Source organism: Anabaena sp. UHCC 0187 (assembly GCF_009712035.1).
Lineage (GTDB): Bacteria > Cyanobacteriota > Cyanobacteriia > Cyanobacteriales > Nostocaceae > Dolichospermum.
Genome location: NZ_VILB01000014.1, coordinates 96,694 through 116,700, shown reverse-complemented (window position 1 = coordinate 116,700; position 20,007 = coordinate 96,694). Strand labels below are relative to the sequence as shown.

Here is a 20,007-nt window from a genome sequence, read left to right as displayed (position 1 = left end):
TGCCTGAGTTACTGACGATAACTATCTTCTTCCCTTCTTCCTTCGTGTACTTCGCTCCTATCCCTTCGGGACGCTCCGCGAACGTGGTTCATTTAACCTACTTATGGTGATATTGCGAAAATGCGATTAACTATTAGATCCTTAAAGATGTAAAATTTTGGTGACATTAAACCAGAATCTCTAGTTTTTTTCGATTTTATTAAGGTACTCAGCATGACAGTAGTTACATCAAAAACAGCTTCCGCAGTTCCAAATTTTTGCGAAGGAATACAATATTTTGGGGAAGCATTGCCAGATTTTGAAACTTATGGGGCAACACCAGCGATCGCATCTGGTAATATATCTATAACAAATCCTACCGATACAACAGCAGTATATCAAACCTTACTGGCGGCTGATGCCCTGCGCTACCTCACCCTCCACGTCAGTGCTAGTAAGGCTTCTGGACATCCCGGCGGTTTTGCCAGCCAAGCGGAGGCTTATGCAGCTTTGGTCATGTTGGGACATAAAAACATTATCACCGAAGTTGGACATCACGCCCCCGGTTTCTATAGTGCCATGTTCCTCGACAGATCACTAGAAGACATGGGCATTTCTACAGTACAACAATTGGGCGATCGCTTTCGAGAAAAGCATGGATTATTAGGACACCTATCCGGCTATATTCCCGGTATTCTCGCACCGGCTGGCCCCCTGGGACAAGGACAACATTTCGCCATGGCCGCAGCCCTGTTGCACCGTGATAAACTCTTCCCCTTCACCCTGGGAGACGGGGGACTGGGTGAACCCTATATCATGAGTGCAATGGCACATTTTAACACCGCTTACCCCACCGCTACCAACTTCTTACCCGTGTTAGTGTGGAACGGTTACAGCCAAGAACACCACAGCATGGTATCTTTGAAAACCAACGCAGAGATGATCGCCTATTGGCAAGGTAACGGTTTTGCCGAAGTGGTATTAGTCAACGCCAAAGATTTTGACGACCAAAACCAAGCAGGTGAATATGTTGATAGTACGGTATTTTCCTTTGCCAAGCGCCTAGAATTTACCAAAGCCGTATTAGTAGGTATGGATAAAGCTGCCCGTTCAGCACTCGGCGGTAAATTGACTGTATTTATTATCAAACAACTCAAAGGGGCAGGGGTTCACGCTTTAGGGGCAAAATCCCACAACCTCTATCCGAAAGATACCTTAGACGCGCCCCACATTGTCAGCGCCTTGCAAAAACGGGCATTATCAGCCCCAGCATGGCAAATTGTGCGGACAAATGCGGAACGGGCTGGAGGTGGTCCGGCTGCGAAAACTGTAGTCACAGAATTTGAATTACCCTTAGCAGAAATTGGCGAATTACCATTAGTAGAATATCAAGTTGGCGCAGTTCCCCAAGTTTCTACAACTGTCATGGGTAAGCTAGTGGGAGTAGTAGGAAATAAAGATAAAAACTTCCTTGTGACTAACGCCGATGGTAACGCCGCTTCAGGAATTGGTAATATTAATGAAGCATTAAAAATCATTCACCCTACAACCGATGATACCTATAACCAAGCCCCAGGAGGTCAAGTTTACGAACCTTTGAGCGAAGATGCTTGTGCTGGTTTAGCGGCTGGTTTATCCTTAATGGGGGCGAGAACTTTGTGGTGTTCCTATGAATCTTTTGCCATCAATGGTTTACCAATTTGGCAAACTGTCACCCAAGCAATGGCAGAATTACGCCGCAAAACACCGTCAACAATTACATTATTTACAGCCGGGGCATTGGAACAAGGACGCAACGGTTGGACACACCAAAGACCAGAAATAGAGGCTTATTTTGCATCATTGATGAGAACGGGAAATGTCTTCCCATTATTTCCCCCAGATGCTAACAGTATTCAAGTCTGTTATGACTGGGCTTTGCAAACAAAAAATAAGGGCATTGTCATTACTGCTAGTAAGTCTCCTTTGCCAATTCGTAGCACCTTTGCCCAAACTGAAAAAGGCTTAATTGATGGTGCGGTGTTATTACATGAAGTGGCTGGTGGGAAGACTGTTGTATTTGCTGTCATTGGCGATTTGACATTAATTCCTGTGTTTGAAGCGGCGGCTTTTTTAGAAACTGAAGGTATTGGTGTGAAGATTGTTTCTATTATCAATCCTCGTCGTTTATATCGTCCTCATGATACTGCTTGGGATACTTGTTCTGAACCTGATAACGGTTTTTTAAGTGATGCCGATTTTGAGCAATTGTTTGGTGGAGATGCCTTAATTGGTGTGACAGGTGGCGCTGCGGCGATGTTAGAACCAATCATGTTACGCAGTAATTCTCAGCGTGATTCTTTTGCCTGGAAGCGTGGGGAAACTACCGCTAGTGCGGGTGAGTTGATGGCTTTTAATGGTTTGACTGCGGAAGCGTTGACTAAGCGGGCTATTGAGTTGGTGCATTAAGATTTTTTAACCGCAGATGTACGCAGATTAACGCGGATGTTTTGGCGTTGGGTTGCGTACATTTGCTCATTTTTATTGGAGGGAAACGCAGATGAACGCAGATGAACGCAGATTAGATTTTAATAGGGTTACGGAGCAGGTTATTGGGTGTGCTTTTAAGGTGGGTAATACTTTGGGGGTTGGTTTTTTGGAAGCGGTTTATGAAAATGCGCTGGTGCATGAGTTACGGAAAACTGGTTTGTTGGTTGAGCCGCAGAAAATGTTGGAAGTTTGGTATGACGGTATAGTTGTGGGTAACTATAGGGCTGATTTGTTGGTGGAAAACGCTATTATTGTGGAGTTAAAGGCAGTAACAGCACTAGATACTAAGCATTTTGCCCAATGTATGAATTATCTGAAAACAACTGGACTTACTCTATGTCTATTAATTAATTTTGGTAATCCCAAAGTGGAGATAAAGCGTGTTGTCCGTAATTTCTAAACTCATCTGCGTTCATCCGCGTTCATCCGCGTTCCTCTGAATTAGGGGAATTTCATGTATCAAAACTATAAAAATTAATATAATATAAATACTCCATCTAGGTTTTTACTTGGGTGTGGTTAGAATGAATATACAAAATTTTACTTATAAAGGATTGTACTAATGGAATTTTCACCAGTAGATCAGGTAGTAAAATTATGGGAATTGTTAAACAAGATAATAACACGCTCAACATCATTTACTGATGGTGATTATAGTATCCTCTGTGTTGAAATTGGGCATATGCGATCTAAGGCTGCTTTACTCAAGTTTAAAATACAGGAACATAGACTTCAATCTTTAAAAATAGATGAACCACAAAACAAAAATAGTGAAGAATTTTTTGGTGAAAATAATTTTGAAAATTTTTTATCATGGCTAAATGAATGGATTGAAAATCAATCTATAAATGGTTTAGCACTTTCATTAGGCTGCCAAGTTTATAATAAGACCGCTACAACTCCTAAATATTGGGAATGGCCAGAAGAACTAAGTAGGATAATTCATGATAAATTAGGTATTTCTAATATTTTACTACTAAATGATGCTGTTTCATTTGCATTTAATTGTTTAAATCAGAAGAAATTGAAAAAACCTATTCTGTGCTTAACTCTTGGGGGTGGTATTGGCTGTGCTGTAATTACAAAGAAAACCCCCTATATTTTGCCATTTGAAGGTGAGGTAATTGCACGAAAATGGCCAAATGGTTTTGAAGGCAACATACATATTTTAGCTGGTCAGCCATTCTTTAATTGGATAGAAAAAGAGCATCCTGATTATAATCAAACTCAGAAAAATAAATTGTATACTGAACGTATTTATTGGATTATAGATAGCCTTAAAGAAAAACTCCAATTTCAATCTGTTATTCTAGGAGGTGGACGGACTTCTTCTATAGATGAACTTCAATTACAACAATATCTACAAGGAAAAATTTATAAAATTAAAATAAGAGAAGGTATTAAACCTGCACTTTTAGGAGTAGGACAAGCTTGGATAGAGCGTTTTGTTTATGAACAGTCAATTACAGACTTAGTACGTAGGTTAGATTGAGGAAGGAAACTCAACAATATTCACCATTAATAACACTAAATTACAACCCAAAAACCCTGTATCTGTTCACATCATCTCACCCAACCATCACCAACTATCATGTAAATAAGAGAAGACAATAGAACCATCACAGATACACCTGGAAACATTCGCCTCACCTGAGAATTATCACCCGAACTAAATCAAATCCTCGAACAACTAGCCAAGAAAATTAGATATATTAATAATCAGCACACAAATATACAAACCCCTCCTGTATGAAATTTCAAGTAATATTCACCTATGATTCAGAATATCTAGGTTACGTTGCTGAAGTACCAGAACTTCCTGGTTGTGTCAGTCAAGGTAAAAGCTTAGATGAAGCAATTGAAAATATCAAAGATGCTATCAAAGGCTATCTTCACGTATTAGAAAAACATGGAAAACCCTATGTAACCAAAGAATCTCAATCTTTTGTAGGGGAAGTAGTAGTATAAATGGGACGCTTATCAAATATTTCCGGTAAACAAACAGTCAAAATCTTTGAAAAATTTGGCTATGCTGTAGACCATCAAACCGGAAGTCATATCATACTTTGGCACGAATCAAAACCCATTTTATCAGTTCCTAATCATAAAGAACTAGCACCAGGTTTACTCAGAAGTTTAATTAGACAAGCAGGAATTACCGTAGATGAATTTTTAGGAAATAAGTAATACTCTCCGTGGGTTAGCAATAACATAACCCACCATTAATAACTCTGTATCTATTCACATTATCTCACCCAACCATCACCAGCTATCATGTAAATAAGAGAAGAGAATAGAATAGAACCATTACAGGTACACCTGGAAATATTCACCTCACCTAAGAATTATCACCCGACCATGAGTTATAATCAAGATTAAAGTCATAACCATAAAATTACTATGACTATCCAAACCTTAAACAAAACCACCACAATTTCCGAACAGCGATTTCTTCTACCTGGTTATTACACCTGGGAGGAATTTGAAACAATAGAAACCTTAACCGCAGACGCAGCAGGTTTGCGGATAACTTATCTTGATGGGTGCATCGAATTTATGACGCTGAGTGAACAACATGAAATGATTAAAACCATTCTTGGTTTTTTACTAGAATTATATTCCTGTGAAATAGGTATAAATCTGATTCCAGTAGGTAGTGCTACTCGTCGTGCAAAAGAAAAGAGCGCTTCCTTTGAACCTGATGAATCTTATTACATCGGAGAAAAAAAGGAAAATCCAGATTTAGCAATTGAAATTAATATTACCAGTGGCAGTATTGATAAACTAGAAAAATATAAAAGATTTAATATTACCGAAGTCTGGTTTTGGGAAAATAATAAATTGTATTTATATCATCTTAAAAACGATAATTATGAGCAAATTAATCAAAGTGAATTATTGGCAGATTTAGATATAGATTTATTGATGAACTGTGTTTTGATGCCTTCCATCATTGATGCAAGAACAGCATTTATTAAAGGTATTAAAAAGTAGTAGTTTGTAGTTTGGGTTAATACAAGGCAACCTAACAATACCCACAATTAATAACACTAAATTCCAACCCAAAAACCCTGTATCTGTTTACATTATCTCACTCAAGCATTACTAGGGATTACTGGGGCGATCCCTGCTATCGTGTAAATAAGAGAAGACAATAGAACCATCATAGATACACCTAGAAAGATTCATCTCACCTGAGAATTATCACCCGAACAAAATCAACCATCTGTTAACATAGTAAATGATAGAATTAACAGCAAAGTAATGATTCAATTACAACAATTGCAAGAACAGGTATTAAAATTACCAATCAAAGAACGCTGGAATTTTGTGCAAACCGTACTAGCATCAATTCAACAAGAAACCCTATCCTCTATTCCTCCTCAACCCACCCTAGAAACCTTATCTGAACTTGACCCCTGGACACAAAGCTTAATAGGTGTAATTAGCTTAGAATCAGAAAATCCAGAAGAAAGTTATGTTAATTACCTAGAGGAGAAATATAGTTGAAGCAGGTATTATTTGACAGCGATGTTTTGCTAGATATTTTAGCACAGCGTCAACCGTTTGTTGTTGCCTCAGCACAAGCATTAAATACAGTCATGAAAAAACAGGTGCAAGGCTTTGTTTCAGGACACGCTGTCACCAATATTTTCTATATTTTACGCCGCCAAATTGGTAGCGAAGCAGCACGTAAATTAATAGAAAATTTATTGCAACATATTCAAATTGCCAGCGTTACAAATGAAGTAATTCATCAAGCTTTGCAAAGTCCAATTAAAGATTTTGAAGATGCAGTGACAAGTGCAGCCGCAACAGCAGCAGGTGTAGAAATAATTGTCACAAGAAATAAGGTTGATTTTGTAGCGTCTTTAGTACCAGCAATATTGCCAGAAGAGTTATTAAAAATGCTTTGAAAAGTAGGTTAGGTTGACGTAATGAAACCCAACAATACCCACCATTAATAACACTAAATTACAGCCCAAAAACTCTGTATCTTTTTACATTATCTCACTCAACCATTACTAGGGATTAATAGAGCGATAGCGAACGCGAGTGCGTCCCGGAGGGAACTAGCGCTGCTGCAAGCAGTTCGCACCTGAAAAGCTTACTCTGTATCTGTTTACGTTATCTCACTCAAGCATTACTAGGGATTAATAGAGCGATAGCAAAGCATATCTGTACGACTTTTACAGTCTCTACTGATGTATAGTTTAAATAACAGATTTATAATTCTCAACTACAGCAAATGCTAAATACATTATCATTAACGGAATGAACATTATATGAAATTAGATTCAGTTCACTATTGTGAAGATAAAGGGATGCCTAGTGAATGGCGTGTAGATGGTTGCCAATTAGGTAATGTAAACTTGATTGTTGGTAAAAATGCTTCTGGTAAATCTAAAATTCTCAGAGCGATTAACTTACTATCTAATTTGCTATCTGGTGACCAAAATCTTAAATCTGACAGAATTTTCAAAGAATGGACTTTAACATTCAATTCTCATAGTCCAGATGATAAGCAAGTCTATGTATTAATAGTAGATAATGGCACAGTTGTAGAAGAGAAGTTAACTATTGGGAGTAAGATATATCTGAATAGAAACAAATCAGGAGAAGGTAAAATTTGGGCTAACAAATTAAACGTAGACATTGATTTTCAAACTCCTATTGATGAAATTGCTGCTTTAAAACGCAGGGACTCTATTCAACATCCTTTTTTTGAAAATCTTTATATTTGGGCAAGTACGTTAAGATACTATCAATTTGGTACAGAGTTAGGAAGGAGTGTTTTTGCATTAGTTAAGTCTAGAAAAAAAGAATCACTCAGAAAAAAAATAGATTTTAAGGACACAGAACAAGTAATTGGCATCTTTAAATTAGGAGAGGAAGAATTAGGAACACCTTTTATTGAAGCTATAAAATCAGATATGTTATCTGTTGGTTACGCAATAACTGAAGTTGGTACAAAAACACCATCTATTTTTCTTGAAGACGAAACAGATCAATTTATAGATAGAAAACCAGAATGTCTTTATGTTAAGGAAAGTGACTTAAGACAGAAGACAGAACAATATTCAATGTCTCAAGGTATGTTTAGAGCCTTGTCTCTAATTATTCAAGTTAATTATTCTCTTTTATCTGGAAAATCCAGTTGCATCTTAATAGATGATATAGGTGAAGGACTTGATTTTGAGAGATCATCTTCAATGATTAAATTACTTATTGATAAGGCTAAAACTGGATTAGTTCAGCTAATAATGACTTCCAATGATCGCTTTATTATGAATGGTGTTCCTTTAGAATTTTGGTCTGTCATTGAACGTAAAACAGGATTAGCGAAGCTGCATAATATAAATAATTCAAAACAAATATTTGATGATTTCAAGTTTACTGGACTCAATAATTTTGACTTTTTTGCGAGTCAGTTCTATGTAGAAGGTTTTCAGAATGAGGAGTCTATAAATCAGTGAAAAAATTAGCTATTTTTGTGGAGGGACAGACAGAACAGATTTTTGTAGAAAAATTACTGAAGGAAATTGCTGGTAGAAATAACATTTCTATAGAAGTACGTTCTATAAATGGTAAGCAAGGAAATAGAATTACTACAGTAATTGCTAGTGATCCTCTCATTAGTACAACAAAATTTCATGTATTAGTTTATAACTCTGGTAGTGATAATAATGTTGTTTCAGACATGAGAGATATGTATAATTCTTTGAGTGCATCTGGTTATGAAAGAATTATAGGATTAATTGGTAGTTGGAAAATGGCGTATCCCCTGGAATTTTCGTGTCTGGAGAGGTAAAGGTACAGCCAGTCCTGCTCAGATGGCACTACGAATGGTACGTAACTTACCAAAAGATTTTACCAAAAAATTCGAGGTGAAAATTCTAGCTGACACAGCTTTTGGCACTAAAGATTTTATCAACGGTATTCGTAAACTTAAATATCATGCTGTCCTTGGTATTGGTTGTAATCGTAAATTAATTAATGGCACTCTTGTTAAACTTTTACATCGTCGAGGAAGACAAGTTCAACTCATTGGATTAGATTTTCCTGTTACCCTTTCTTGGTATTATTTCAAACGCGAGAATGGTCAGTTTCTGAAAAGATATGTTATCTCTACAAAACCCATTAAACCTAGCACTATTTCTTGGTGGGGTAAACGCCGTTGGCAAATTGAAGGTTGGTTCAAAACTGCTAAACATCGCTTTGGTTTAGACAAATTTGGACAAGGCACTCTTTTAGGGGTTTATCGTTGGTTAATCTTGTCTATGACTGCCTATTTATTAGCATATTGGGCATATATTTCATCTTCTTTATCTGATTCTTTGGACTGGGGTAAAGCTGCTTTTCTTGCACTCTCTACTTTTCTTCCTCATTTAGTCCTGTCTTTGTTATTACTTGACATTGAACGACTTCGACCCTTAGCACTTAGTCATGGAATTGACATTACTATTTCAAGGTGCAAGATATGAGCGCAAAACCGAATAACCCCCGCATTTCACCAGCAGTAGTTGAAGTACCTACATCAGCGCAAAATGGACTTTCTGTAGATAGTCTTTTAATCTGCGTTGAACCCATGACATTTGACAAAATTTGTTTAACTCAACAATTAGGAGAATTAGAAGCAGAATTATTAGAACAGACACAAAACATTTTGCGGAGATATCTTAGTTTAAACAGCAATTAATCATTTTTTATTGATTCAGTAGTAAGTGGGTTGGGTTGACGCAAAAAGAACCAACAATACCCACCATTAATAACGCAATTATCACAGCCCTTCGCACCAAACAAGCATCAGATGATTATGGAATTGACATACATTTTTAACCTTCATGCAACAAATATCATATAACCTAATAATTAGCCTAGCCATTTATCTTGACCATATCTAATCCATTGATCTAATAAAGCTAAAGCAGAAATAAAAGTCATAAAAAACAATGTTTGATATTTGATTTTTCCAGGAATACAGCGATATAAATAGCCTAAAGAAATGAAGAAAAATGGAGTTGCTAATATATATCTACCTAAACTTATTAAGCGGTCAAATGTAAAAAAGTTAATCAATGAATGGGCAGTAGTAAAGTAAAGACTAAACCAGAATACATAATTAATAGCTAACTTATTCGTATAATCAGGAATATTAATTTTAGATAAATTTGTTTTTGTTTTTATTGATTTCATAAAGTTGAAACCATATATAAAAATTAATACAGGTGGATATAAATAGAAGATACTCCACCATAAATTATATCTTGGTAAGAAAATGATATTATTTTGTTTACTAAATTTGTAATATGTAAAAGTTAGGGATAATAATAGAATTATTAAGGGTAAATAAAAAGCTATAATATCAAACAAAGGTGATTTAGGAAATAATAGTATTTCTAAATGAATTCCTAGTGACTTTCCCCAAAGCCTCTGATCATCAAAAGGAGCAAAAAAATTACCTCTAGTCTTTAGACAAAAGCTACCATATACAGAATAACCTAGTAATGCTGCAACCCATATAGTTACTGTCATTTTCGTTTCATGCTGATATTTTTTAAGATTAACTAATAAATTCTGCCAAGAATATCTATTAGATCGTAAAATTTCCAAACTAATAATAGTTATTAAAGTTAATGCACTAGCAAAAAATATTTGAATTAATATAGGTCGAGTTAAACTCATTAAAAATGTGATTATAAAAATAAACCCGATTTTTAGATTTTGATTGATTTTGCTATTTGGTAAACAAACCCAAATAAATAACGTACTAAACAAAGAAAATAGGCTTTCTGTGTAACCGATAACTCTAAATATTGCCATCGGATTAACGGTATAAGCTAACATGATCCAAAAAGCTAAATATGTGCGTTGTAAGGCTGTTTGGAAAACCCAAAATAGTAAAAAATTAGTGACGAAAAATATTACCGTAGACAACAATAAAAAATAATGTGCTGCTTGTTCTATAGTTTGGGGATGAAAGAGGTTACGAATAATAAATGGCCATAGGGGATAAAATGCTTTGCAACTGGGGTTAAGAGCCATTGTTGCATAATGTTCTACGTCCCAATAATAACTATTATGAGGTAATACAGGAGGAACAGCACGAAATATCTGTAATGGAGAAAAGAACTTATGAAAAGCATCAGGATAAATCAACATTCCTATAGCAGCACATAGAATAAATGCACCACAGATAATTAAGGGTAGTATCAAATTAATATTTTTTGATTTTTGGAGCATTTTATTTAGGTGTATATAAATTTTCATCCTTGAAAATTGGATAGCAACACAAGCGTACCATTAGATGGTATAATTTCTCCTGTTAATTAGCTTATGTATAAAATATCGCAAATTACGTTAGTTTACTTAATTGTCTGCTTATTCGCTGACAGAACTATATAACCGCAACTAATGATATCCAGTATTATCCGTAAACATCCACATTTAAGCTTACTATTATTAAGTGCATTATTATTACTTGCTACCAATGGCAATCATAGCTTATTAGCACATGATGAAGGTTATTATGCTATGCAAGCACGATGGATTTTAGAAACGCAAGATTGGTTAACACCCCAATGGTGGGGTACACCTAATTATGATCGCACAATTGGTATCCAATGGTTAATAGCCTTAATTTATAAATTATTAGGAATTAGTGATTTTAATGCTCGCTTACCTAGTATTATTTCCTGTACAATTAGCGTTTTATTAACCTATCAAATTGGGAAAATTACCTTTAATAAAAAAATTGCTTTTTTAGCAGCAATAATTCTATGTTTAATGCCAATTTGGATATTTGAAGGACGTTCAGCCACTCAAAATACTGCTTTAGTCTGTGTAGAATTACTAGGAATTTGGGCTTTATTACGTGCTGAAGAATTAGGAACTAAGCAGAAAAATCAAAAAATATTCTGGGGAATATTAGCAGGTTCTACCTTTGGGTTAGGATTTCTGATTAAGGGATTTATGATTATTTTACCAGGGGTAGCAATTATCCCTTATTTAATATTTAAAAATAAACAACATCGTCATTTAACAAATGTTGGTATTTATTTAGGTTTAATAATTGGGGTTATTCCGGCAACACTTTGGTTAATATTGAGTTGTTTTAAATATAATAGTTTATTTCCTGTTACAGATTTATTTGGTAAATTATTCACTTTATCTGCCGATAATACTTATAATCCTGGAACATTTTACTACTTTTGGAATATACCTTTAAATACTTTTCCTTGGGCTTTATTCAGTGTAATTGGATTTTTATATGTTTGGTTTTCTCGAACTTCTCAAAAATATCATTTATCCTTGTTGCTAGGTTATCCAACTATTTTATTTCTGCTTTTATGTATTTTTAGAACCCGAACCCCCTATTATCCATTACAACTATTACCATTTATGGCAATATTAGCAGCAGTAGGATTATTTAATTTAGAAAATATTTATCAAATGCGTAAATACAAACTAAACAAAATCATATTTTATGTATTAAACGTATTTACAATATTGGGAATATTATTAATAATTGCAGGTTCATTAATAATATTAGATATTACCATACCCGGAATTGCTTTAACTTCACAAATTAAACAATATGGTATATTAGGAATCATTTTAGGTGCAAGTTGGGCAACAATTATTACGACTTGGCAAAAACGTAAATTATTACCTGATAAATATTGGCTTTTAAGTTGGTTAATATCTCCGTATTTAGCCATAACTACGTTAGGATTTACGGGGATTTTAGGAGATAGAAATCCGGGATTCAAAAAAGAAATTAATCAAGAAAATATTGCGGAAATAATTTATTCATATCCTATTAACTTTATCATAGATGTACCCAAAAATAATTTAGTAGATATAAAGGTACAAGATTATACTGATGTGGATATTTCCAAGCATTTTCTACTTTTAAGTTTTTATACACCAAAATTAGGTAAAATATTACCAATAGAAAATTTACCAACAGAAAGCTATGCTTGGATAAATCCTAAAATATCTAAAACTTTTTTAAATCAATATCAAATTATTGGTACTGTAAAAAACTGGCAACTCATTCATAAACATTAAATTAGATAATGAAAAATAACACATTCAAAGAAGAAATAAAACAATATTTTGATAAAATAGCCTTAGATTTAGATTTGTGGAATCGTCGCAATAAATATTATTATCAAGATATTCAAAAATTACATAAATTCATTATTCCATCAGGAAATAATGTTTTAGAAATAGGTTGTGGAACAGGAGATTTATTAGCAGCAACTAACCCAAAATTAGGAGTTGGAATTGATTTTTCCCAACAAGTAATTTCTCTAGCAAAAGATAAACATCCACATTTAGATTTTTATTGTCTTGATGCTGAAAATATTAATGCGGAATTTTTGATAAATCATCCTATTTCATCTGGTAAATTTGACTTTATTATTTTAGCGGGAGTGCTTGGTTATCTGACAGATATTCAAGCAGTTATGGAACGGTTAAAAGTATTTTGTCATCCCCGAACTAGAATTATTTTAGTTTTTCATAACTTTCTTTGGGAACCTATATTGCGATTTGCGGAAAAAATTAATCAACGTCGTCCCCAACCTCCACAAAATTGGTTATCAATGAATGATATGATTAATTTTTTATCTATTACAGGTTATCAACAAGTTAAAATAGGTAGAAGATTTTTATTTCCTAAAAAAATCCCGATTATTGCTAATTTCATCAATCATTATATTAGTCAATTACCCATAATAAATCACCTGTGTTTAACTAATTATGTAGTAGCACGTCCCACTTGGTATGAAGATATTCATGATGTCGAAAAATATCGTGTTAGTGTAATTATACCAGCCAGGAATGAAGAAGGAAATATTGCTGCTGCGGTAGAACGGTTACCAAAGTTAGGAAAAAGTACAGAAGTAATTTTCATTGAAGGACATTCACAAGATAATACTTGGGAAAAAATACAAGATTTGGTGAATAAATATCAAGGCAATTTTACTTTAAAGGCATTTCAACAAACAGGTAAAGGTAAAGCAGATGCTGTCAGATTAGGGTTTGCAGAAGCGACAGGAGATATTTTAATAATTCTGGATGCTGACTTAACAGTACAACCTGAAGATTTACCAAAATTTGTTGAAGTTATCTCTACAAATCATGGAGAATTTATTAATGGTTCCCGCTTAGTTTATCCTTATTCTCATCAAGCAATGCCTTGGTTAAATTCTGTAGCTAACAAATTTTTTGCGTTAGTAATATCGTTTTTACTAGGTCATAACATCAAAGATACACTTTGTGGAACTAAGGTTTTATGGAGGGAAGATTACGAAAAAATAGCCAATAATCGCAGTTATTTTGGAGATTTTGATCCTTTTGGAGACTTTGATTTATTGTTTGGTGCAGCAAAATTAAATTTACATATTGTCGAAGTACCTGTGAGATATCAAGAAAGAACCTATGGGAAATCTAATATTTCCCATTTCCGTGAAGGTTTAATTTTGTTAGGTATGTGTTTATATGCTGCCAAGAAAATTAAGTTTATATTGTAATTTCATCGGCTTTATTGAGGTATTCCTGTTTAAATAAATATTTTCCTAACTTGGCATTTTTCAAAGATATAGAAAATAATAAAGTAATGACAAAGGCTAAAATTGCATTGGTATTTGTAAATGGCGGCATAAATATCGGTATTAAAATTACAAATCTACCCAATTTATTAACTTGAGGATATAAAATTAAGAAGATGGGAAAATACCAGACTAATCCCATAATCCATGCTCTAGGATTAAATAAGTTAATAGTATTTAAAATTGCATAAAATTGATACTCTTGGCTATTTTTACGGTTAACTATTAATAGTAATATAATGGATAATAAACCTAACAAAAATGCACCAATAGCATTATTTTTTAAAAATGGGTTCATATAACCATTAGAAAGATTACGACTCGCCATTAAACCTGTACTTTCCAAAGAAATCACCAGATTATTAATTACGTTTTGTCCATGAGTATTGATTGGTTCTGAAGTTGTAATTTCTCCAAATAAATTTGGTAAGATGACTTGAAAAAAGTGCTGATAAACAGAAACATCAAAATATATTAAAGGAACAAAAAATAATATCAATGTAGATAATATTCCCCAAAATAAAAAATTAAATTTCTTATTAAATAGATAATAAATCAATGTTACTATGGGAAAAATTTTAATACAGCTACTTGTAGCTAAAAGCAAAGATGCCGGTAAAATTAATTTTTTATTTCTATTTTGAAATAAATCAAAAGATAAAAATGTTAAATAAAGAACTAAAATATCAATTTGACCTCTTTCAAATGTTGCAAATATAGGAAAACTACACATGATAAATAAAATAGCTTCTCCCGGAAGTTTAAATTGACTTTTTTGCAGAAAATGAAAACTCAGAATAATCAAAATAAAAATCATTATTAGACTAAAAATCATTTTAGCTATTGCATAGGGAAAAAGCCCTAAAGGTGCAAAAATTAAAGCAGCGAAAGGTGGATAAATAAAGCCAGATGTAGGTGCATCATGGGCGTTAACTGGTACGTATAGTTCAGGAAATTTTGAAACTTGATTTAAATAAGGATCTAAATGGTATAGTACGGATTTGCCAGCCACATAAAAAACTCTAAAATCTATTTGATATGATTCTAAAATTAAATAAACTAATAAAATTACTGGAGCAAAATAAATCAAGTATTCTCTGCATTTTTTTTGAGACAAATGTAACATAATTAATTTTAAGTTTGTATTTACTAAATTGTCGAGAGTTTCAGATCCCCGACTTCTCTAAGATGAAGAAGATCAAAACATATCTCTGGTAACAGTACCTTTTGAGATTTCCTTACAAGATTTATATAATAAAGTTGAATTTCCTAACATAAAATCGGCAGTCGAAAATTCTACATCTTGATCTTTTCAACTTTAAATATCTCCCCTATCCTACCCAAATTTCTTGAGCAAAACCTATTGCTAATTTACCAAGTAAAGTGATAAACAAACCCATAACTAAATAAGCTTGACGCGGATAACGAGATAAGCAGACACCAATAGCTGCACTCAAAGGGACAATTCCATAAGCAAGACGACTTAAAGAAATTGTGCCACCAGAGGCTAAAAGTAAACCAATACCACAAAAACCATAAGCTACCATAACTGGAGTTAGTTGCTGACGGAAATACCATAAAAGGTAGGTACTACCTAATATCATAGATACATTCAGTAAATTATTTATTAATCCCTGATCGGCAATTATTAATGATAATATAATTATCCCATAACCAGTATATAATATCAATGGATTGAAATATTTTCGCCAATATAATAAACAAAAAGAACTCATCACAATTAGACCAAAGAATAGCGGATACCAAAGGTCTTTAATTCCACCTTCATCATTCTCGACCCAACCAAAATGCCAATTGTTGCCAAAGGGAATTTGCATAAACATATTTAACCAACCTTCCCAATCAAAACCGAAGGAAGGCCGCCATCCTTTTTGTGCAGCGATAAAGGCTAAAAAATCATTAAAATTTAACTTACAATACACACTAAATATTAACAACCCTGTAGCAGATAATAAACCTGCAATATAGGCAATTGGTGGTTTATTTTGTTTCCAAGCAGTAATTAAAAATGCGGGAATTAATGCCATGCCTGTGGGACGTGTCGCTGTTGCCATTGCCCCACAAATTGCTGTCCAAACATATTGTTTTTGATCAAAGGCACGTAAAGCCATTGTACTCAATAACAAATACAAACCTTCTGTGTAAATTACTCCTGTGAATAAAGACATGGGACAGTAAGCCATGACAGCAATTGTCCAATGGGCTGCACTGATGCCACATTGTTTTTTTATCCAAGAATATAAGCAATAAAGTGTTCCTAGAAATGCCAAATTATTGATGATTAATCCGGCTATTTCAAAGGAAAAACCGAACTTCATGAAGATAGAAATACTGACAGGAAATAGGGGAAAAAATGCTAAATTATGTTGCTTCCCATCATCAATAAATTCATAACCTTCAGTGGATATTGCTCGATAATGGACACTATCCCAAGCATCAAAAATTCCCCAGCCAAAATGAGGCGTAATGCCATCTTGTAATGCTGGTAAATTGGGGGCAATCAGCAACATAGCAGTCCAAATAAATATGCGACTTACCAGCCACATAGACGCAGGAAATAAGAAATCGTCTGTCCAGATAAATTTGGTGATAGCCATTTGCGCTTTAACCATAGGCTTTTGTTTTTCTCTGACTCTGAGGTCATGACAATGTTAGTTTTAAGTAATGTTACGCATTTATGGCGAAAATAGCAAAAGTTTTGATTGGAGTTAATTTATTGTGGGAATTCCTCTTATCAATGAGTCCCAAGCCATTTATAGTTGAAATTATCTGTTAATTCTTAAATAATTGTGAAAGCTATTACTTTACTGGGTTCTACTGGCTCAATTGGTACTCAAACCTTAGATATCGTCTCTGAACACCCCGATAAATTCCGCATCGTTGGATTAGCTGCTGGACGAAATGTGGAGCTATTTGCGGCGCAAATTCGCCAGTTTCGTCCCCAAATCGCCGCCATTTCTGCCGCTGAAAAATTATCAGAACTCAAAGAAGCCATCAAAGACTTAAATCCTCAACCTATTTTACTAGGTGGGGAAGCAGGAGTCATAGAAGTTGCCAGGTATGGCGATTCTCAAACAGTTGTAACTGGTATTGTTGGTTGTGCAGGTTTATTACCGACCATTGCCGCTATTGAAGCGGGTAAAGATATAGCTTTAGCAAACAAAGAAACTCTTATTGCCGGTGCTCCTGTGGTGTTACCTTTGGTGGAAAAACACGGGGTGAAATTATTACCAGCAGATTCTGAGCATTCCGCTATTTTTCAGTGTCTCCAGGGTGTTCCTAAAGATGGTTTAAGAAAGATATTACTTACCGCTTCCGGTGGTGCTTTCCGAGATTGGGCTGTGGAAAAATTACCAGAGGTAAAGGTTGCTGATGCTATTAAACATCCTAACTGGTCAATGGGGCGAAAAATCACGGTAGATTCGGCAACCTTAATGAATAAGGGTTTGGAAGTAATTGAAGCTCATTATTTATTTGGGGTAGATTATGACAACATCGAAATTGTCATTCATCCTCAAAGTATTATTCACTCGTTAATAGAATTACAAGATACTTCAGTTTTAGCCCAACTTGGTTGGCCAGATATGCGTTTACCTTTGCTTTATGCTTTATCTTGGCCGGAGCGAATTTACACTAATTGGGAAAGATTGAATTTAGTAAAATCTGGTGATTTAACTTTCCGTGAACCAGATCATCAAAAATATCCTTGTATGCGTTTAGCTTATGCTGCTGGTAGGGCTGGTGGTTCTATGCCGGCAGTATTAAATGCGGCAAATGAGCAAGTTGTGGCATTATTTTTAGATGAGAAAATTCACTATTTGGATATTCCCAAGTGTATCGAATTTGTGTGCGATCGCCATCAAAATGATCACACACAAAATCCTACATTAGATGACATTTTGGCAGCAGATAAATGGGCTAGACAAGAAGTTTTCACAGCCATGGAAAAGGTAGCAACTCAGCCACAGATAATTTCTGTTGGTTAAAAATTAGGATAATCCCGCACTAAACATGATATAGTGCGGGATGGTATTTGCTCATTAAATTTCACCAAGCAACTTAAATTTATACTAAATTATTGACAATTTATGCAAAAATCTAACTGGACTATACAAAGGAACTTTCCGTGTCATTACAAGAATTTGGTTTACTGCTAATCTCAGTCCTCATAAGTATCGCTGGACAGTTTTTTTTGAAAATGGGAGCGATAAAATTAGGAAAAGTTGATACAAGTAACGTAGTCAGTCATATTCTCAGCATTATAACTACATCGGAACTTTTATTAGGACTAGCGTGTTATGGCGTTGGTGCTATAGCTTATATTCTTCTACTCACAAGAGTTAATCTGAGTGTGGCTGCTCCTGCTGTATCAATTGGTTATATATTTTCCGTACTTTTGGGGTATTTTGTTTTAAAAGAATCTATTTCTCTAACCCGTGTTTGTGGACTAGGTTTGATTGTTACAGGTGTGATCTTAGTTGTTTGGAGAAAATAAAATTCGGACAAAAAAAGCTAATTTTACTGGCTAAATTCAGTTTCTTCAATTACTACTAATAAAAAGTCATGAATTGGTGATAAAAATATCTCCGCTCCAGGTTAGAACCGTAGCTACTGTAACTACCAAATATCATTCATAAGTGGGAAACTATATTCAGTTAATTATTATCTAACTATTTCATAGCATTGAGGAAAAAATAACTTTTTACTTAAAAGTAACCCATGAATCGAAGCAGTAAAATATACATGAATATTCAAGTAACCCATAGTTCAGAACATAGCTAACAATTTCAATACTATAGCAAAATGTGTTATAACCTACCGTCAGAGCCATCACTGCCATCATTGGTTGCTCACCCCTTGAAGGAGTTACGCTGTGGAAAATAATAAGTCATTTTTTGGGACGCAGGGAATATTAATTGTAATCCTTGGCCTCGCAGGCACTTTAAGTATTGCTTTAATGATCCTGTTCAAAACTAATACCTCTGATGCTCAAAGTGTCAGTGTCAAAAATAAAGATAATGCTGCTAATGTCAAAACTCAGCAGCGGTTAGAGCAGTTTAAAACAGAAATGCTCACCAGTTGGCAACAAGAAGCACAAGCCAAAGGGTTTGCTACCGATGTACCATCTAACTTTCAAGGGGTTGTGATTAGCGAAGCTAAACTTCCCCCAGAAAAAAAAGTGATTGCCCTAACGTTTGATGATGGGCCTTGGCCTAGTAGTACCGCAAAAGTATTAGATATTCTCAAAAAAAATAATATCAAAGGCACATTTTTTGTGGTTGGCCAAAATGTCAAGAATTATCCTGACTTAACAAAGCGGGTAGTTACAGATGGTCATGTAATTGCTAACCATACTTGGCATCACTGGTATCATCACATGAATGCCCAAGCGGCAGCTTACGAAGTTGCTAATACATCAGACATCATTTATCAAACTACAGGGGTGAAAACCAGTCTATTCCGTCCACCAGGAGGGATTATGAGTAACGGAGTAGCTGCTTACGCTAAAAGCAATAAATATGCTGTTATTATGTGGTCGGCTGATTCCATGGACTATGCTCGTCCTGGTATACCAAGATTAATTAACAATATATTCAGGGAAGCTAAACCAGGTGGAATTGTGTTAATGCACGATGGTGGTGGTGATCGTTCTCATACTGTCACAGCTTTACCAGAAATTATTAGCAAGTTCCGTAAACAAGGTTATGAATTTGTCACTGTTCCCGAACTTTTAGAAATGCAAGATCAATATCCACACTTAGTTGCCCAAAAAGCTCAGAAAACTAAGAAACCGAAACCTTAAAGAAAAATATCAGAATCAGGATAACCACCGATTAAAGGATGAACAGGATAAATA

20 protein-coding genes and 1 pseudogene are annotated in these 20,007 nt (G+C 34.6%); 18 read left to right on the top strand and 3 right to left on the bottom strand.

The window, feature by feature from the left end:
* Window positions 1-213 precede the first annotated feature (213 nt).
* The 12 genes from FJR11_RS16985 (at window position 214) to FJR11_RS16930 (ending at window position 9,208) form a co-directional block, all read left to right on the top strand.
* The gene (locus tag FJR11_RS16985) at window positions 214-2,427 is read left to right on the top strand and encodes a phosphoketolase (RefSeq protein ID WP_168505765.1); all 2,214 of its coding nucleotides are present in this window, start codon (window positions 214-216) and stop codon (window positions 2,425-2,427) included.
* Between the two features lie 91 nt (window positions 2,428-2,518).
* Window positions 2,519-2,908 carry a GxxExxY protein gene (locus tag FJR11_RS16980; protein WP_168505763.1) on the top strand — a complete coding sequence of 130 codons (390 nt, stop codon included), beginning with the start codon at window positions 2,519-2,521 and terminating at the stop codon, window positions 2,906-2,908.
* A 162-nt stretch (window positions 2,909-3,070) separates the two neighbouring features.
* On the top strand, window positions 3,071-4,000 hold the full coding sequence (locus FJR11_RS16975) for a hypothetical protein (protein ID WP_168505761.1): 930 nt from the start codon (window positions 3,071-3,073) through the stop codon (window positions 3,998-4,000).
* 257 nt (window positions 4,001-4,257) lie between these two features.
* Window positions 4,258-4,476 carry a type II toxin-antitoxin system HicB family antitoxin gene (locus FJR11_RS16970; protein ID WP_053538669.1) on the top strand — a complete coding sequence of 73 codons (219 nt, stop codon included), beginning with the start codon at window positions 4,258-4,260 and terminating at the stop codon, window positions 4,474-4,476.
* Entirely contained in the window at window positions 4,477-4,695 is a 219-nt protein-coding gene (locus tag FJR11_RS16965) for a type II toxin-antitoxin system HicA family toxin (protein ID WP_053538668.1), read from the top strand.
* 213 nt (window positions 4,696-4,908) lie between these two features.
* Window positions 4,909-5,502, top strand: coding sequence for a Uma2 family endonuclease (locus tag FJR11_RS16960; protein ID WP_168505759.1), 594 nt, complete (start codon window positions 4,909-4,911; stop codon window positions 5,500-5,502).
* Between the two features lie 270 nt (window positions 5,503-5,772).
* Complete coding sequence (locus tag FJR11_RS16955) at window positions 5,773-6,018, top strand: hypothetical protein (protein ID WP_168505757.1); 246 nt, start codon at window positions 5,773-5,775, stop codon at window positions 6,016-6,018.
* On the top strand, window positions 6,015-6,425 hold the full coding sequence (locus FJR11_RS16950) for a PIN domain-containing protein (RefSeq protein ID WP_168505755.1): 411 nt from the start codon (window positions 6,015-6,017) through the stop codon (window positions 6,423-6,425). The genes FJR11_RS16955 and FJR11_RS16950 overlap by 4 nt, the downstream gene beginning before the upstream one ends.
* 369 nt (window positions 6,426-6,794) lie before the next feature.
* Complete coding sequence (locus FJR11_RS16945; protein ID WP_168505753.1) at window positions 6,795-7,985, top strand: ATP-binding protein; 1,191 nt, start codon at window positions 6,795-6,797, stop codon at window positions 7,983-7,985.
* Window positions 7,982-8,320 (top strand): DUF4276 family protein, encoded by a 339-nt coding sequence (locus FJR11_RS16940; RefSeq protein WP_168505751.1) that lies wholly within the window; start codon window positions 7,982-7,984, stop codon window positions 8,318-8,320. The genes FJR11_RS16945 and FJR11_RS16940 overlap by 4 nt, the downstream gene beginning before the upstream one ends.
* On the top strand, window positions 8,268-8,993 hold the full coding sequence (locus tag FJR11_RS16935; RefSeq protein ID WP_168505749.1) for a transposase: 726 nt from the start codon (window positions 8,268-8,270) through the stop codon (window positions 8,991-8,993). The genes FJR11_RS16940 and FJR11_RS16935 overlap by 53 nt, the downstream gene beginning before the upstream one ends.
* Window positions 8,990-9,208: a hypothetical protein gene (locus FJR11_RS16930; RefSeq protein WP_254444774.1), complete on the top strand. Its 219-nt coding sequence runs from the start codon at window positions 8,990-8,992 to the stop codon at window positions 9,206-9,208. The genes FJR11_RS16935 and FJR11_RS16930 overlap by 4 nt, the downstream gene beginning before the upstream one ends.
* Window positions 9,209-9,381: 173 nt before the next feature.
* Here FJR11_RS16930 and FJR11_RS16925 read toward each other — a convergent pair whose 3' ends face one another.
* The gene (locus FJR11_RS16925; RefSeq protein ID WP_168505747.1) at window positions 9,382-10,752 is read right to left on the bottom strand and encodes a mannosyltransferase; all 1,371 of its coding nucleotides are present in this window, start codon (window positions 10,750-10,752) and stop codon (window positions 9,382-9,384) included.
* Window positions 10,753-10,923: 171 nt separating this feature from the next.
* Between FJR11_RS16925 and FJR11_RS16920 the strand changes: the two genes are divergently transcribed.
* Window positions 10,924-12,582 (top strand): glycosyltransferase family 39 protein, encoded by a 1,659-nt coding sequence (locus FJR11_RS16920; protein ID WP_168505745.1) that lies wholly within the window; start codon window positions 10,924-10,926, stop codon window positions 12,580-12,582.
* Between the two features lie 8 nt (window positions 12,583-12,590).
* Entirely contained in the window at window positions 12,591-14,051 is a 1,461-nt protein-coding gene (locus FJR11_RS16915) for a glycosyltransferase (protein ID WP_168505744.1), read from the top strand.
* Here the strand turns inward: FJR11_RS16915 and FJR11_RS16910 are convergent.
* On the bottom strand, window positions 14,041-15,255 hold the full coding sequence (locus tag FJR11_RS16910) for a glycosyltransferase family 87 protein (RefSeq protein ID WP_168505742.1): 1,215 nt from the start codon (window positions 15,253-15,255) through the stop codon (window positions 14,041-14,043). The genes FJR11_RS16915 and FJR11_RS16910 overlap by 11 nt on opposite strands.
* 61 nt (window positions 15,256-15,316) lie before the next feature.
* Between FJR11_RS16910 and FJR11_RS23910 the strand changes: the two are divergent.
* A pseudogene (locus tag FJR11_RS23910) lies at window positions 15,317-15,436 on the top strand (Uma2 family endonuclease); the annotation flags it as partial.
* A 24-nt stretch (window positions 15,437-15,460) separates the two neighbouring features.
* Here the strand turns inward: FJR11_RS23910 and FJR11_RS16905 are convergent.
* Window positions 15,461-16,762, bottom strand: coding sequence for a hypothetical protein (locus tag FJR11_RS16905; protein WP_168505740.1), 1,302 nt, complete (start codon window positions 16,760-16,762; stop codon window positions 15,461-15,463).
* Between the two features lie 177 nt (window positions 16,763-16,939).
* Here FJR11_RS16905 and FJR11_RS16900 point away from each other — a divergent pair, with 177 nt between their 5' ends.
* The 3 genes from FJR11_RS16900 (at window position 16,940) to FJR11_RS16890 (ending at window position 19,953) form a co-directional block, all read left to right on the top strand.
* Entirely contained in the window at window positions 16,940-18,136 is a 1,197-nt protein-coding gene (locus FJR11_RS16900; RefSeq protein WP_168505738.1) for a 1-deoxy-D-xylulose-5-phosphate reductoisomerase, read from the top strand.
* Between the two features lie 140 nt (window positions 18,137-18,276).
* On the top strand, window positions 18,277-18,645 hold the full coding sequence (locus tag FJR11_RS16895; RefSeq protein WP_168505736.1) for an EamA family transporter: 369 nt from the start codon (window positions 18,277-18,279) through the stop codon (window positions 18,643-18,645).
* Window positions 18,646-19,023: 378 nt separating this feature from the next.
* Window positions 19,024-19,953: a polysaccharide deacetylase family protein gene (locus FJR11_RS16890; protein ID WP_168505734.1), complete on the top strand. Its 930-nt coding sequence runs from the start codon at window positions 19,024-19,026 to the stop codon at window positions 19,951-19,953.
* Window positions 19,954-20,007: the final 54 nt, after the last annotated feature.